The sequence below is a fragment of the Janthinobacterium sp. AD80 genome, assembly GCF_002878455.1.
Lineage (GTDB): Bacteria > Pseudomonadota > Gammaproteobacteria > Burkholderiales > Burkholderiaceae_D > Janthinobacterium.
Genome location: NZ_NRDQ01000044.1, coordinates 105,250 through 118,576, shown reverse-complemented (window position 1 = coordinate 118,576; position 13,327 = coordinate 105,250). Strand labels below are relative to the sequence as shown.

Sequence of the window (13,327 nt, the reverse complement as noted above, 5' to 3'; positions counted from 1 at the left end):
GAAGGGCGCCCCCTACCGCCTATTGACCGGCGGGTGCTTGCGCTCCGGCCTGCCAAGCCTTCTGCCACAGCTGTTTGCCCCGCTTATCCCAGCGGCGCTCGATGCCCTGCTTCTTGCCATGCTCATACGGCACAATCTGCAGCAGACTGCCGTCGCTCGCCCACACTTGCAGCAAGCCATGGCGCTGGCCATCGCGCATCGGGATGACCTTGGCACGCACGCCATTGTCATACCATTCCGTGACATCGCCCTGCTCGCGCCCCTGCGCGTCCTGCTGCCAGGCGATCGACGGCTTGCCATTGCGGCTCCACTTCTGCATGCTCAGCAGCTTGCCCTTGCGGTACAGCGCCTTTTGCGCCAGCTGGCCATTGTCATGGCTTTCAAACGACCAGCCATCGGGTTCGCCATCCACCCAGACCTTGCGCGCGAGCACCTTGCCATCCTCGGCAAGCGTGAGGAATTCGCCATCCTGCTTGTCATTCCTAAAGTGACTGCGCTGGAACAGCTTGCCATCGGCGTAAAACACTTCCTGCAAGCCATGCATCTTGCCGCCTTTCAGGAAGGCGCGGCTGCTCATCCTGCCATTCGGCCCGTACGACACGTACTCGCCATCGGCCATATGCTTGCCGTGGTAACTGATGCGGTTCATCAGCTGGCCATTTTCATGGTAATTCTCGGAGATGCTGTCGCGCCCGTTCGCCAGCAAGGTCACGCGCTGCTTGACCTGTCCGTTTGCATAGAATGAGGTGCTGCCCGTCAGCACATTGCCCTGGGCATCGAGCCGCTCGTCGCGGGCCAGCTGTCCACTCGGGTAATACCACTTGCGCAGGTGGCGGAAACTGGCCTGGCTCAGATCGGGGCCGCTGGCATAGTTTTCCAGCGCCACCGTGCCCGGCGCGTCGGGGAACTCCAGCAGCACATGCCAGGCCCCCAGCGCCTCGTCGCGTACGGGCGCCGTGCGCAGCGCATACGCGGCGTGGCGCGCATCGCTCGCCGCATAGTTTTCGTCCAGATAGACGCTGTTGTCCTGCGTCTGCTGTTGCGTCTGTGCCGGAGCCGGCTCCTGCGCCGCCAGCGGCAGCGCCGTCATGAGCGCAGCCAGCAGCACCAGGCGCATGCCGCGTCGATATGGCAGGCTGGTCCCCGTATGGATGCGCGCCACTATTGCGCCGCCACCGGTTGGCCATCGTGCCAGGCCTGCTCCAGCACCAGCTTGCCATCCTTGTCCCACTGCCGCTCGATGCCGTGCTTCTTGCCGTGTTCATACGGCACGATTTGCCGCGGGCTGCCATCGCTATGCCAGGTGCGCAGCAAGCCGTGGCGCTGGCCTTCGACAAACGGCGTCACGCTGGCGCGCACGCCGTTGGCATGCCAGTCAGTCGTGTCGCCATGGTCGCGCCCCTGCGCGTCTTTCTGCCAGGCAAACACGGGCCGGCCATTCGGGGCCCAGGTTTGCAAGCTGAGCACGGCGCCTTTCTGGTACAGCGTCTTGTTCGACATGACGCCATTGCCATGGCTTTCAAACGACCAGCCGTCGGGCTGGCCGTGCACCCACACAGTCTTGGCCAGCACCTTGCCGTCCTCGGCATACGTGACAAACTCGCCCTCGCGCGTGCCATCGACAAACTGTCCCCGTTGGAACAACTTGCCATCGGCATAAAACGATTCCTGCACGCCATCCATCTGGCCATTGCGGCGATACGAGCGGTTGCTGACGGCCCCGTTCGCGCCATACGACACGTGCTCGCCATCGGCCATCTCGTCGCCGTGGTACAAGGTGCGGCTCATCAGCTGGCCGTTCTTGTGATACGTTTCCGAGATGCTGTCGCGCCCGTTCGGCAGCGGCGTGACCTTTTGCTGGATCTGGCCATTCTCGAAGTACACGCAGCCGCCCAGCAGCTCCTCGCCCTGGGCATTGAAGTAGGTTTCGCGCAGCAGTTGGCCATTTTCGTAGTAATACTTGCGAAAACGCACGAACCTGATCTGGCTCAGGTCCAGGTCCGTGGCATAGGTTTCAAAGGCCAGCACGCCCGGCGTATCGGGAAATTCCAGCCGCACATGCCAGGCGCCCAGCGACTCGTCGCGCTCCGGCGGCGTGCGCAACGCATACACGGCGCGGCGCTGGTTGCTTGGCATGAAATTTTCATCCAGATACATGGTCTTGTCCTCTTCCTGTGCTTGATCGCCTGCGCTTGCCGGCATTGGGCCCTCGGCCCGCGCCGCCAGCGGCAGGGCCGCGCTCATGCCCAGCGCGGCGGCCAGCAGCCAGCGCATCGTGTGTTGATTTTTCATGTTGTTCCATTGTTCATGTTGCTTTGCGGCCACCATCATAAAGGCAAGCGCCGTGCGCCACGAGCACGATTGCCGCAAAAAAAAAAAAAAAGCCGGGACCCGACCTGCTGGTCCGGTCCCGGCCCGGGGACATGCGCTGGCGCGGCAGGGGCCGCTCCTCAGCCCACGCTATCCTTGTGCGGCGACAACTGGCTCGCATGCAGGCGCGCATACGCGCCACCCTGCTGCAGCAAGGCAGCGTGGCTGCCCGATTCCACCAGGCGACCGCCCTGCATGACAACGATGCGGTCGGCGCTTTCAATGGTGGACAGGCGGTGGGCGATGACGATGGTGGTGCGGTTGCGCATCAGCACTTCCAGCGCCGCCTGCACCGAGCGCTCCGACTCCGTGTCCAGCGCGCTGGTCGCTTCATCGAGCAGCAGGATGGGCGCATCCTTGTACAGCGCGCGCGCGATGGCCAGGCGCTGGCGTTGCCCGCCCGACAGGCGCGAACCATTCTGCCCCGCCTGGGTCGCGTAGCCTTGCGGCATCTGCATGATGAAATCGTGGGCGTAGGCGGCGCGCGCCGACGCTTCGATGCGCGCCTGGTCCGGTGCCGGGTCGCCGTAGGCGATGTTCGCCGCCATCGTGTCATTGAACAGGATCACGTCTTGGCTGACGAGGGCGAACTGGCGCCGCAGGGCCAGCAAGGCATAGTCGCGCACATCGACGCCGTCGAGCAGGATCTGGCCGCCGCTGACGTCATAGAAGCGCGGAAGCAAGCCCAGCAAGGTGGTCTTGCCGCCGCCGGAGCCGCCCACCAGGGCCACCGTCTCGCCGGCGCGGATGTCGAGCGAGATATTGCTCAAGGCCGTGGGCGCATCGGGATCGTCCGTGTTATAGCGGAAACTGACGTTTTGCAAGGACAGATTGCCCTCGACGGTGGCCGGCGCGAGCGTGCCCGGGTCCGGTTCCAGCGGCGTGTCGATCAGGCTGAAGACGGACTCTGCTGCCGCCAGGCCCCGCTGCAGCGGTTCATTGATCTTGGTCAGGTTCTTGATCGGCGACTGCATGGCCATCAGCGCGCCCATGAAGGCAACGAAGGCGCCCGGCGTGATGGCGCCGCTTTGCGCGCGCAGCATGGCAAAATAAATCACCGATGCCAGGGTAATGCCCACCAACATCATGATGAAGCCGGAATTCATGGCCGAGGTGGCAGCATGCTTGACGGCCAGCTGGCGGTTGCGCTTGACCACGTCGACGAAGCGCGCCTGTTCGTAATCCTGGCCGCCGAAGATTTTCACCACGCGCTGGCCGCCGATGCTTTCATCGAGCACGGACGTCAGCTCGCCCACGGCTTGCTGCGAGCTCTTGCTCAGGTGGCGCATGCGGCGTCCCGCCAGGGTCACGACGATGGCCACGATGGGCATCGATGCCATGCAGAACAGGGCCAGCTTCACGTCGATGCTGAACAGCAGGATCAAATAGCCGATGGTGGCGACGGAATCGCGCACCATCACGTTGAGCACGTTCAAGCCCGCCTGCGATACTTGGCTGGCATCGAAGGCCACGCGCGACTGCGTCAGACTGGTGGTAGTGGTGTCGAAGAAACGGCTGGGCAGGCGCATGATGGTGGCGAACATCTGTTCGCGCAGGTCGGCCTGCACCCGGCTCGATAGCCATACGGAACCATAATCGCCGGAGAAACTGGACACCATGCGCAGCGCGGCCAGGCCCAGGATGGTGGCGGGTATCACCCACAAGTCCACCTGGCCCGCCTGGGCCGGCAGGAAACGGTCGACCCAGCCCTGCAGCACGCCCATCACGCCGGAGGTGGGCGCGACCTGCGCGCTGGCCGTGTTGCGCATGGCGTCGACAACGTTTTGCAACTGGCGGATTAACAACACATCGGTGGCGGACGCCACGCCCACCGCCAGCAAGGTGGCGGCAACGATGGCGCCATAGCGGCGGAACTGGCCGGCCAGGCGGAAGAACAGGAGGCGACTTTGCTGCATGCAGGTGAGAAAAGTTAGGGTAAAGCGTGATTCTAACCGCTGCAACACTTACTTATAAGAAAGTCTCACCCTGCCGGGGAAAAGCCGGCAAGGAAGCTGCACAAAAAGCAAAATTATACTTTCGCCACTTTCCAGGCCTGCGTGCCAGCCTTGCAAACTTTCAGTTTCAAGGTCTGCTCCTGGCCCTTGGCGCTCAGGGCCACTTGCACCTTGCGGCAGGTTTGCGCATCGGTCTTTTCCGTATCGCTGGCAGTGATCTCGGCATTGATGCGCACGGAATTGCGCAAGCCTTCATTACTCCATTGCACGGCCTCGCCATCCTTCTTGTCATTGAGCACGTCGGTGACGGCCTCCACGAAGACGGGCTTGTCATTCTTGTTCAGGTAAGCCATTGGCGTATCGGCCAGGAAACCGAGGCCGACGGCGGAAGCGGAAGCGCTGCAGGCAGCCAGCGCCAAGGTGGCAACGATTTTCTTGTAGTGTGTACGCATCATGTCCTGCCCCTTAAAGTGAATTCGATATTACTTGCAGTATCTGCTCCGATAGTACGCTTGATATTACTCCGGACAATACTGTTAACACCGGCATTCTATATTTGTTTTTGTAAAGCAAGTGCACACTTGACTTGCCCCGGCTTCAGGCATTCAATGAACATTGTTTCCGATTATTAACTTTGCGCGTAGTAAATGGCGCGGCAACGATGAAAGGATGGCGCGATGGCACTGGCTCAGGAACAGCATCTGGCGGACACCTGGCAGACGGGCGGCTTGAAGCCGCGCGCCTGCGATTGCGGCGGCACGGTCTTCACCATCCTGCACCAGCGGGTGATGGCGGACATGCGGCGCCGGCAGTTTCTCGGCGGCGCGGCCGCCATGCTGGCGCCCTTCATTGGACTGTCCACCAGCAACGCCATCGCTCAGCAGCCGCAAGCGCCGCAGCGCCCCGTGCTGCTGACCAATCTGCGCCTGTTCGACGGCACGGGCAAGCCGCCCCGCGCCGGCATCCACGTGCTGGTGACGGGGCCGCTGATCACCGCCCTGCTGCCGGCGGGCGAAAAAGTGGAGGGTGCCCGCGTCATCGATTGCCAGGGCAAGCTGGTGATGCCGGGCCTCATCGACGCGCACTGGCATACCATGCTGGCGGCCATCAACCAGGTGACGGCCATGACGTCAGACGTCGGCTATCTGTACCTGGTGGCGGCGCAGGAAGCGCAGCGCACCCTGTTGCGGGGATTTACCGCCGTGCGCGATCCTGGCGGCCCCGCCTTTGCCTTGAAACGCGCCATCGATGAAGGCATCGTCGATGGGCCGCGCATCTTTCCCTCTGGCGCGATGATTTCCCAGACCTCGGGCCATGGCGACTTCCGCCTGCGCTCGGAGATTCCCCGCGCTGCCAACGCGCCGCTGGGCCTGGCGGAAACGGCGGGCATGGCGATGATTGCCGATGGCGAAGCGGAAGTGCTGCGCCGCGTGCGCGAGCAACTGATGCTGGGCGCGACGCAAATCAAGATGATGGCCGGCGGTGGCGTGGCCTCGATGTACGATCCGCTCGACAGTACCCAGTATTCGGAGCGCGAACTGCGCGCCGGCGTGGAAGCGGCCGCCGACTGGGGCACCTATGTGATGACCCACGTGTACACGCCGAAAGGAATCCAGCGGGCCATCCGCGCGGGCGTGAAAAGCATCGAGCACGGCCAGCTGGCGGACGACGAATCCGTGCGCATGATGCGCGATACGGGCACGTGGTGGAGCCTGCAGCCGTTCCTGCAAGACGCGGATGCGAATGTCTACCCGGATGCGGCGCGCAAGGCCAGCCAGGCCATTGTTTCGGAAGGCACGGTGAAGGCGTATGCGCTGGCGCAAAAGTACGGCATCCGCACGGGCTGGGGCACGGACATCCTGTTCAACGCCAAAAACACGCCAACGCAGGGACGCCAGCTGGCCAAGCTCACGCGCTTTTACGACCCGCTGACCTTGCTGGCGCAGGCGACAGGACAAAATGGCGACCTGCTGGCCCTGTCCGGCCAGCGCTCGCCCTACCCTGGCGCCCTGGGCAGGCTGGCCGCGGGTGCATGGGCCGACTTGCTGGTGGCCGATGGCGACCCGGCGAAGAACCTCGATTTCCTGGCCCAGCCGGAAGAAAAGCTGCTGCTGATCATGAAGAACGGCCGCATCTACAAGGACAAATTGAGCGCGCCACTGGCAGGCTGAAGGCGGGCGCGTTGGCAACCACGCTGGCTTGCCGCATAATGCGCCCATGTTCAAACTGACCTTCCTTGGCACCTCTTCCGGCGTGCCCACGCGCTACCGCAACGTCACGTCGCTGGCCCTGCACACCACGCACAACCGCGACTGGTGGATGATCGATTGCGGCGAAGCCACGCAGCACCGGCTGCAGCGCCTGCCGCTGTCCGTGCATGACCTGGTGGGCATCTGCATCACCCATGTGCATGGCGACCACAGTTACGGTCTGCCGGGCTTGCTTGCCAGCGCCTCCATGACAGGCCGCACGAAGCCCTTGCTGCTGATCGCCCCGGCCGCCATCAAGGCCTGGATCGACGCCACCTTGCTGCATACGGAACTGTTCCTGACGTATCCGCTGATCCATATCGACGTGGACAGCGCGCCGGTCGTGCACCAGGAAGCGGGCTTGACCATCTCGCGCCACGCCCTGTCGCACCGCGCGCCCAGCGTCGCGTACCGTTTCGCGTTGGAAACGCAAAAAAGGAAGATGGACAAGGCAGCCCTGCTGGCGGCAGGCGTGCCGCCCGGTCCCGCCTGGGGCGTATTGCAGGCGGGACAGGATGCCGTCCTCGACGACGGGACGGTCTTGTCCGCCGCCACATTCCGCCAGACCGAAACGCAGCGTGCCACGGTGGTGATCGGCGGCGACAACGACACGCCGGCGCTACTGGCCGATGCCTGTGCCGATGCGCAACTGCTCGTGCATGAAGCCACCTATACGGAAGCCATGCTGCAAAAAGTGGGGCCCGGCCCCACGCACAGCTCGGTGCAGCGCGTGGCGCAGTTCGCCGAATCGGCGCGCCTGCCCAATCTGATCCTCACCCACTTCAGCGCCCGCTATCACAATGCGCAAGGCATGGCCGAGCTGGAAGCGGAAGCGCGCCTGCATTACTCGGGTCAGCTGTTCCTGGCACGCGACTTCGACAGCTACGAACTCGATGCGGCCGGCGTATTGAGCAAGCTGCCGGCCAAATCGCCCGTCAGTGCGGATTGACGCCAAACTGCGCCGCATACTCGGCGGCCAGCGCGCGCGCCGCCTGCTGCTGTGATGGCGTAAGGATTTCCAGCAACTGGTCGCGGTTCTTGATCGATTGCGCGCTGCCCGCCTCGGCCGGCATGGCGATCCACGCATACGCCTGCACATAATCGAGTTCCACGCCCTGGCCTTGCGCGTACAGCAAGCCGTATTCGTTCTGCGCCGACAGGGAGCCGGCCTCGGCGGCCTGCTTGTACCAGAAAGCCGCCTCGGCAAAGTCCTGCGCCACATCCACGCCCTTGCGGTACGCCTGGGCCAGGTTGAATTGCGACTGGCCATCACCCGCCTCGGCCGCCTGGCGTCCATACACGAGCGACTGCGCCATGTCTTGCGCGACGCCATCGCCGCTCGCATACATCAGCGCCAGATTCGCCAGTGACGGCGGAAAGCCCGCTTGCGCGGCGGCCGTGAACAGTTCCACCGCTTTCGACACGTCTTGCGTCACGCCATGGCCCTGGTAATACAGGCTGGCCAATAAATGCTGGCCGGCCGGATCGCCGGTACGCGCGGCGGCCTCGAATTGCTTGTATGCCTCCGCGTGATTACCGTCGTTATACGCGAGGATGCCCGCTTCATTAAAAGATTCAGGAGAGGATGTCATAGAATTCCTTATTCGGGGATTTTTGGAATTGTACACAGCACTGTTCCGCGCGGAATGCACGATAGGGAATGGTGCAGGACATTGCCCAAATCATGCGTTATGATCGCGCACTAGCTGATGCAATCGGAGCATTTTGCTCCAGTGCCCGCCCAAGAATATCGCCATGAAATTGATTACCCTGCTTTTATCCCTGCTGTTATCCCTGGTTTTCACCTCCGCGTATGGCGGCACGCTGCACCTGGATAAAGCCGTGACAGGCAAGGTGTCGCAGGCCGCCGAACTGCGTTATGCGAATCACGATGAAACACAGACCTACCAGCTGAAAATCGGCAAGCAGTGGGTTAATGGCAATTGCAGCAGCAGCGGCACGGGCAATTTGCACGCGCTGCTGGCCGACATGAATTTCGACGGCCACGCCGACCTGTGGATCACCGGCTACACGGATAGCCAGGGGCGCGTCCGCTGCTCCGACGTGTGGCTGTGGGATGCATCAGGGAAAAACTACAGTTTCAACAAGCCATTATCAGCCATTCCGAATCTGAATATCGGCATGGCAGATCAACGCATCGAAGGCGGCATCGCCAATTGCGGCTGTGCGGCGCAGTGCTTTTATGAAGACAGTTACGCGTGGCGGGCAAAGCAATTAATCACCATCGCCCGGCGCGAACAGGATTGCGAGCGCTATCGGGAATACCGCTTGAATGCACAAAACGACTTGATCATCGTCAAGGATGAAATTATCGATAGCGCCAAACCCGACCAGCAGGCAATCGAGAATACCAAAATAATTGACTGGCAGCGCCATGCAAAGATCATGCGCAAACAGTGGGAATGATATGCATCCCGCCATGGACACGACACCACAGAGTAAATACATGACGACACAGCCAACATCCATCACTTTCCATGCCGCCAGAGCGGAAGACACGGCCGCCTTTATCGAATTGCGCGGCAAGACCCGGCAAAACGCCATTACCGAGGAACGCCTGGCGGCGGTGGGCATCACCGCGGCATCTTGGGCGGAAATGATGCGCTCGGGCAGCCTGCCTGGCCACGTCTGCCATCGCGATGGTCAATTGGCCGGCTATTGCTTCGGCGAGCGCGACACGGGAGAGATCATCGTGCTGGCCCTGCTGCCGGAAGTCGAAGGCATGGGTATCGGCAAGACCTTGCTGGCACTGGTCATGGCGGACCTGCGCGCGCAAGGCCACGCGCGGCTGTTCCTCGGCTGCTCCAGCGACCCCGCCTCGCGCTCGTACGGCTTTTACCGCCACCTGGGCTGGACTTCCACCGGGGAAACGGACAAGTATGGCGATGAAATACTGGAGTGCCGATTAACGGCCTAGGTGTGATGTTTCAATAGGTTGTTGTGGTTCATTCGGATTGGATTTGAGACACTGGAAATCGCCAAACCCCCAGTTCTCAAGGAAACCAACCGAATGAACATCCATAAGAATGCCCGATTAACGCTGATTCGTCGAGTCGAGATGGTCGAAGACGTCCTGCTTAACCGCCTGCCGAGCTGCCAGGCCGCTACCCGCTACGCCGTGAGCGAAGCAACTGTGCGCAAATGGCTGGGGCGCTTCCTTGCCGAGGGGCGAGAGGGCTTGATGGATCGATCGTCACGTCCGCTGCATAGTCCCTTGGCACTCGACGCGGGCAAGGCACTGACGGTTGTCGAGCTACGCAAGAAGCGCATGACACAGGCAAGGATTGCCCAGTACCTGCAGATATCGAAGGCCACGGTAAGCCGTGTGCTGGCGCGTGCCGGCTTGTCCAAACTGAGCGATCTCGATCCCGTCGAGCCGGTGCAGCGCTACGAGCATGCAGAACCAGGCGACCTGATTCATATCGATACCAAGAAGCTCGGGCGTATTGAAACCACCGGCCATCGTGCGACGGGAGACCGGCGAGACCGTACGCGCGGCGCCGGCTGGGAAGTCTTGTTTATCGCCATTGACGACCATGCCCGCATCGCCTTCACGGAGCTCTATCCTGACGAAACCCAGGAGAATGCCAACCAATTCCTCGCCAATACCCACGCCTATTTCTGCTCACTCGGGGTGCGCCCCAAAGCGTTGTTGACCGATAACGGCTCAGCCTTTCGCTCCAAGTCATTCAAGGCCACTTGTAGCCAGATAGCATTGAAGCACCGCTTTACACGGCCCTATCGACCACAGACCAATGGCAAGGCCGAACGCTTCATCCAGTCAGCCTTGCGCGAATGGGCTTACGGCTTTGTTTATAACAACTCACTGGAGCGGGCCAACATGCTCAAAGAATGGAACCATCACTACAACTGGCACCGGCCGCATCAGGGCATTGCTGGCAAGGCCCCAATGTCACGGCTCAGATCCGGCCAGAATAACCTCTTGCAACTTCACACCTAGGCCACGGCGCAGGCACGGCCCGAAGCGCAAAATTCATCGCCTGGGGGCCTGCGGCCGCCCCGCAGCGGCGGCACTGATGGCATACTGCTGTTTTGCCACCACCGCGGGGAAACCATGGCCTGGAATGAAGGATATGTGTCGGATATCGAGTACACCAATGGTTTTTACAGCGACCTGAGTCCGCATCACCTCAATTTCAGCTGCATCCTCAACGGCGTCGAGCCGGTGCCGCTGGATCAGCCCTACAATTATTTCGAGCTGGGCTTTGGCCGTGGCCTGACGCTCACCGTGCTGGCCGCCACCAATTCGAATGGGCGCTTCTACGGCAACGACTTCAATCCGGCCCATGTCGCCGGCGCGCGCGCGCTGGCCGCAACGGCCCAGCTGGATAACCTGACCCTGCTGGAAAACAGCTTCGAGGAACTGGCGCAGGGCCGCGTGGACGGGCTGCCGCAGTTCGACTTCATCACCCTGCATGGCATCTACACCTGGGTCAGCCGCGAGAACCGCCAGCATATCGTCGACTTCATCGCGCGCTATCTGAAACCGGGTGGCATCGTCTCGCTCAGCTATAACGCCATGCCAGGCTGGAGCTGCGCCCTGCCCCTGCAACGCCTGCTGCTGGAGTTTGCCGCCCACTTCCCGGGCCGCAGCGAGATGCAAATGCAGGCCGGCATCGCCTACGTGCAGCAGTTGCAGAACCTGCAGGCCGGCTATATCACGGCCAATCCCGCGCTGGCGCCGCGCCTCGAGAAGCTCATTGAAAGCGATCCGCACTACAGCGTGCACGAGTACCTGAACCAGAACTGGGAACCGCTGTACCACGCCGACGTGATGCGCGACGTGGCGCGCGCCAAGCTCGATTTCGCCGGCTCGTCCGACCTGCATTTCACCTTCCCGGCGCTGTACCTGAATGCCGAACAGCAGGCCACCATCGACCTGCTGCCCGACGCGGCGATGCGCGAAACGATGAAGGACTATTTTTTCAACACCAGCTTCCGCAAGGACGTGCTGGTGCGCGGCGCACGGCGCATGGGCGCGGTGCGCCAGGCCGAATGCCTAGCCGGCGTCCACCTGGCCATGCTGGTGCCACGCGAGCAGATGGTCTTTTCCTTCCAGACCAAGGCCGGCACCGTGACGGGCAACGAGCAAGTCTACGGCGCCGTCTGCGACGCGCTGGCGCGGCGTCCGCATAATCTGGCGGAACTGGCCGCGCTTGACACCCTGCACGGCCAAAGCCTGCACAGCCTGGCGGAAGTGACGGCCATGCTGGTCACGGGCAGCCAGGTGGTCATGTATTTCAGGGGCGACGCGCAGGCTGACAGTGGCGGCATCACGGCGCACCGCCTGAACCAGGGCATCGCCGCGCAGATCCGCTACGGCGACGACTACCGCCCCCTGTGCTCGCCCCTGACGGGCAGCGGCATCGACACGGAATTTCTCGACCGGCTGCTGTTTTCCGTGCTGACCCAGGACCGCGAACCGCCGGAACTGGCCCGCCTGCAGGCGCAGGCCGCCAGTGCCATGGCGCGCTGCGGGCGCAGGCTGCTCAAGGATGGTGTCGCATGCGCCGACGAACAGGAACACCAGTTGCTGCTCAATGCGGCCATCGATGAATTCCTGCGCGACAAACTGCCCGTGCTCAAGCAGCTGCGCATGCTGTAGCCGGCAACGCCGGCAAGCTGGCCGGGCAGCGCTTCCCGGCCAGCCTCGAAACCACGGCGCCAGCGCCGCCCTATCACAAAAACGCGTAACAGGGTACAATCCGTCCTTACTTTTTTATTTCGGCCTCGTCGGCCCACGCGATGTCGTCAACTCCCTCTCCTTCGGCCGTCAAGGCCTATTTGCTCGATTTGCAAAGCCGTATCGTGCAGGCCCTCGAAGCGCAGGACGGCAAGCCCTTCCTGACCGATGCCTGGCAGCGCCCCGAGGGCGGCGGCGGCATTTCGCGCCTGATCGAGGAAGGCAATGTGTTCGAGCGGGGCGGCGTGAATTTTTCGCACGTCACCGGCGCGTCACTGCCGCCATCGGCAGCGGCCGCGCGCCCTGAACTGGGCGGCAAGGCATGGGAAGCGATGGGCGTGTCGCTGGTGCTGCATCCGCGCAATCCGTACGCGCCCACGGTGCACATGAATGTACGCTTCTTCAGCACCGTGAATGCCGATGGCGCCCCCGTATGGTGGTTCGGCGGCGGCATGGACCTGACGCCGTATTATGGCGACGGGGGCGACGTGAAGCACTTCCACCAGGTGTGCCATGATGCGCTGGCGCCGTTTGGCGCGGAACTGCATCCGAAGTTCAAGCAGTGGTGCGACGATTATTTCTACCTGAAGCACCGGCGCGAAGCGCGTGGCGCGGGTGGCATTTTCTTCGACGACTTCAATGCCCTGGGCTTTGACGACAGTTTCGCCATGCTGCGCAGCGCCGGCGATGCCTTCATCGACGCCTATGTGCCGATCGTGGCGCGCCGCAAGGATACGCCGTACGGCGAACGCGAACGCGATTTCCAGTGCTACCGGCGCGGACGCTATGTCGAGTTCAACCTGGTGTTCGACCGTGGCACCCTGTTCGGCCTGCAGTCGGGTGGCCGCACCGAGGCGATCCTGATGTCGATGCCGCCCGTGGTCAAGTGGCGCTACGATTGGCACCCGGAAGCGGGCAGTCCCGAAGCGGCGCTGTATACTGACTTCCTCGTGCATCGCGACTGGCTGCAGGCGTGACGGAAGCTGGCACGGCGGGCAGTACGGCATGCGTGGCGCTGCTCGGCGGCA

Annotated in this window: 12 protein-coding genes; 7 read left to right on the top strand and 5 right to left on the bottom strand. The window is 62.6% G+C overall.

What is annotated here, in order from left to right:
* Positions 1-19: 19 nt before the first annotated feature.
* From JaAD80_RS11265 to JaAD80_RS11250, 4 genes are all read right to left on the bottom strand, one after another.
* Positions 20-1,162 (bottom strand): toxin-antitoxin system YwqK family antitoxin, encoded by a 1,143-nt coding sequence (locus tag JaAD80_RS11265; RefSeq protein WP_146012360.1) that lies wholly within the window; start codon positions 1,160-1,162, stop codon positions 20-22.
* Positions 1,162-2,292 carry a toxin-antitoxin system YwqK family antitoxin gene (locus JaAD80_RS11260; RefSeq protein WP_180979380.1) on the bottom strand — a complete coding sequence of 377 codons (1,131 nt, stop codon included), beginning with the start codon at positions 2,290-2,292 and terminating at the stop codon, positions 1,162-1,164. The genes JaAD80_RS11265 and JaAD80_RS11260 overlap by 1 nt, the downstream gene beginning before the upstream one ends.
* 158 nt (positions 2,293-2,450) lie before the next feature.
* Positions 2,451-4,286 (bottom strand): lipid A export permease/ATP-binding protein MsbA, encoded by a 1,836-nt coding sequence (gene msbA, locus JaAD80_RS11255; protein ID WP_102294246.1) that lies wholly within the window; start codon positions 4,284-4,286, stop codon positions 2,451-2,453.
* Positions 4,287-4,399: 113 nt separating this feature from the next.
* The gene (locus JaAD80_RS11250) at positions 4,400-4,780 is read right to left on the bottom strand and encodes a hypothetical protein (RefSeq protein ID WP_102294245.1); all 381 of its coding nucleotides are present in this window, start codon (positions 4,778-4,780) and stop codon (positions 4,400-4,402) included.
* Positions 4,781-5,002: 222 nt separating this feature from the next.
* Here JaAD80_RS11250 and JaAD80_RS11245 point away from each other — a divergent pair, with 222 nt between their 5' ends.
* Together JaAD80_RS11245 and JaAD80_RS11240 are read left to right on the top strand one after the other, a co-directional pair.
* Positions 5,003-6,496, top strand: a complete 1,494-nt coding sequence (locus tag JaAD80_RS11245; protein WP_102294244.1) for an amidohydrolase family protein — start codon at positions 5,003-5,005, stop codon at positions 6,494-6,496.
* A 46-nt stretch (positions 6,497-6,542) separates the two neighbouring features.
* Positions 6,543-7,523 (top strand): ribonuclease Z, encoded by a 981-nt coding sequence (locus tag JaAD80_RS11240; RefSeq protein WP_102294243.1) that lies wholly within the window; start codon positions 6,543-6,545, stop codon positions 7,521-7,523.
* Here the strand turns inward: JaAD80_RS11240 and JaAD80_RS11235 are convergent.
* Positions 7,510-8,166: a tetratricopeptide repeat protein gene (locus JaAD80_RS11235; protein ID WP_102294242.1), complete on the bottom strand. Its 657-nt coding sequence runs from the start codon at positions 8,164-8,166 to the stop codon at positions 7,510-7,512. The genes JaAD80_RS11240 and JaAD80_RS11235 overlap by 14 nt on opposite strands.
* A 163-nt stretch (positions 8,167-8,329) precedes the next feature.
* Between JaAD80_RS11235 and JaAD80_RS11230 the strand changes: the two genes are divergently transcribed.
* From JaAD80_RS11230 to hemF, 5 genes are all read left to right on the top strand, one after another.
* The gene (locus JaAD80_RS11230) at positions 8,330-9,001 is read left to right on the top strand and encodes a hypothetical protein (protein ID WP_146012358.1); all 672 of its coding nucleotides are present in this window, start codon (positions 8,330-8,332) and stop codon (positions 8,999-9,001) included.
* 40 nt (positions 9,002-9,041) lie between these two features.
* On the top strand, positions 9,042-9,512 hold the full coding sequence (locus JaAD80_RS11225) for a GNAT family N-acetyltransferase (RefSeq protein WP_102294271.1): 471 nt from the start codon (positions 9,042-9,044) through the stop codon (positions 9,510-9,512).
* A 93-nt stretch (positions 9,513-9,605) separates the two neighbouring features.
* Positions 9,606-10,556: an IS481 family transposase gene (locus JaAD80_RS11220; RefSeq protein WP_102294240.1), complete on the top strand. Its 951-nt coding sequence runs from the start codon at positions 9,606-9,608 to the stop codon at positions 10,554-10,556.
* Positions 10,557-10,670: 114 nt separating this feature from the next.
* On the top strand, positions 10,671-12,221 hold the full coding sequence (locus tag JaAD80_RS11215) for a class I SAM-dependent methyltransferase (protein ID WP_102294239.1): 1,551 nt from the start codon (positions 10,671-10,673) through the stop codon (positions 12,219-12,221).
* 140 nt (positions 12,222-12,361) lie between these two features.
* Positions 12,362-13,276, top strand: a complete 915-nt coding sequence (gene hemF / locus JaAD80_RS11210) for an oxygen-dependent coproporphyrinogen oxidase (protein WP_102294238.1) — start codon at positions 12,362-12,364, stop codon at positions 13,274-13,276.
* Positions 13,277-13,327: the final 51 nt, after the last annotated feature.

Excerpts from the sequence above, each read along its gene's own strand:
- JaAD80_RS11250 (WP_102294245.1), bottom strand. The coding sequence starts at position 4,780 with ATGATGCGTACACACTACAAGAAAATCGTTGCCACCTTGGCGCTGGCT.
- JaAD80_RS11220 (WP_102294240.1), top strand. The coding sequence starts at position 9,606 with ATGAACATCCATAAGAATGCCCGATTAACGCTGATTCGTCGAGTCGAG.
- JaAD80_RS11245 (WP_102294244.1), top strand. The coding sequence starts at position 5,003 with ATGGCACTGGCTCAGGAACAGCATCTGGCGGACACCTGGCAGACGGGC.
- JaAD80_RS11240 (WP_102294243.1), top strand. The coding sequence starts at position 6,543 with ATGTTCAAACTGACCTTCCTTGGCACCTCTTCCGGCGTGCCCACGCGC.
- JaAD80_RS11260 (WP_180979380.1), bottom strand. The coding sequence starts at position 2,292 with ATGAAAAATCAACACACGATGCGCTGGCTGCTGGCCGCCGCGCTGGGC.
- JaAD80_RS11225 (WP_102294271.1), top strand. The coding sequence starts at position 9,042 with ATGACGACACAGCCAACATCCATCACTTTCCATGCCGCCAGAGCGGAA.
- hemF (WP_102294238.1), top strand. The coding sequence starts at position 12,362 with ATGTCGTCAACTCCCTCTCCTTCGGCCGTCAAGGCCTATTTGCTCGAT.
- JaAD80_RS11230 (WP_146012358.1), top strand. The coding sequence starts at position 8,330 with ATGAAATTGATTACCCTGCTTTTATCCCTGCTGTTATCCCTGGTTTTC.
- JaAD80_RS11235 (WP_102294242.1), bottom strand. The coding sequence starts at position 8,166 with ATGACATCCTCTCCTGAATCTTTTAATGAAGCGGGCATCCTCGCGTAT.
- JaAD80_RS11215 (WP_102294239.1), top strand. The coding sequence starts at position 10,671 with ATGGCCTGGAATGAAGGATATGTGTCGGATATCGAGTACACCAATGGT.
- msbA (WP_102294246.1), bottom strand. The coding sequence starts at position 4,286 with ATGCAGCAAAGTCGCCTCCTGTTCTTCCGCCTGGCCGGCCAGTTCCGC.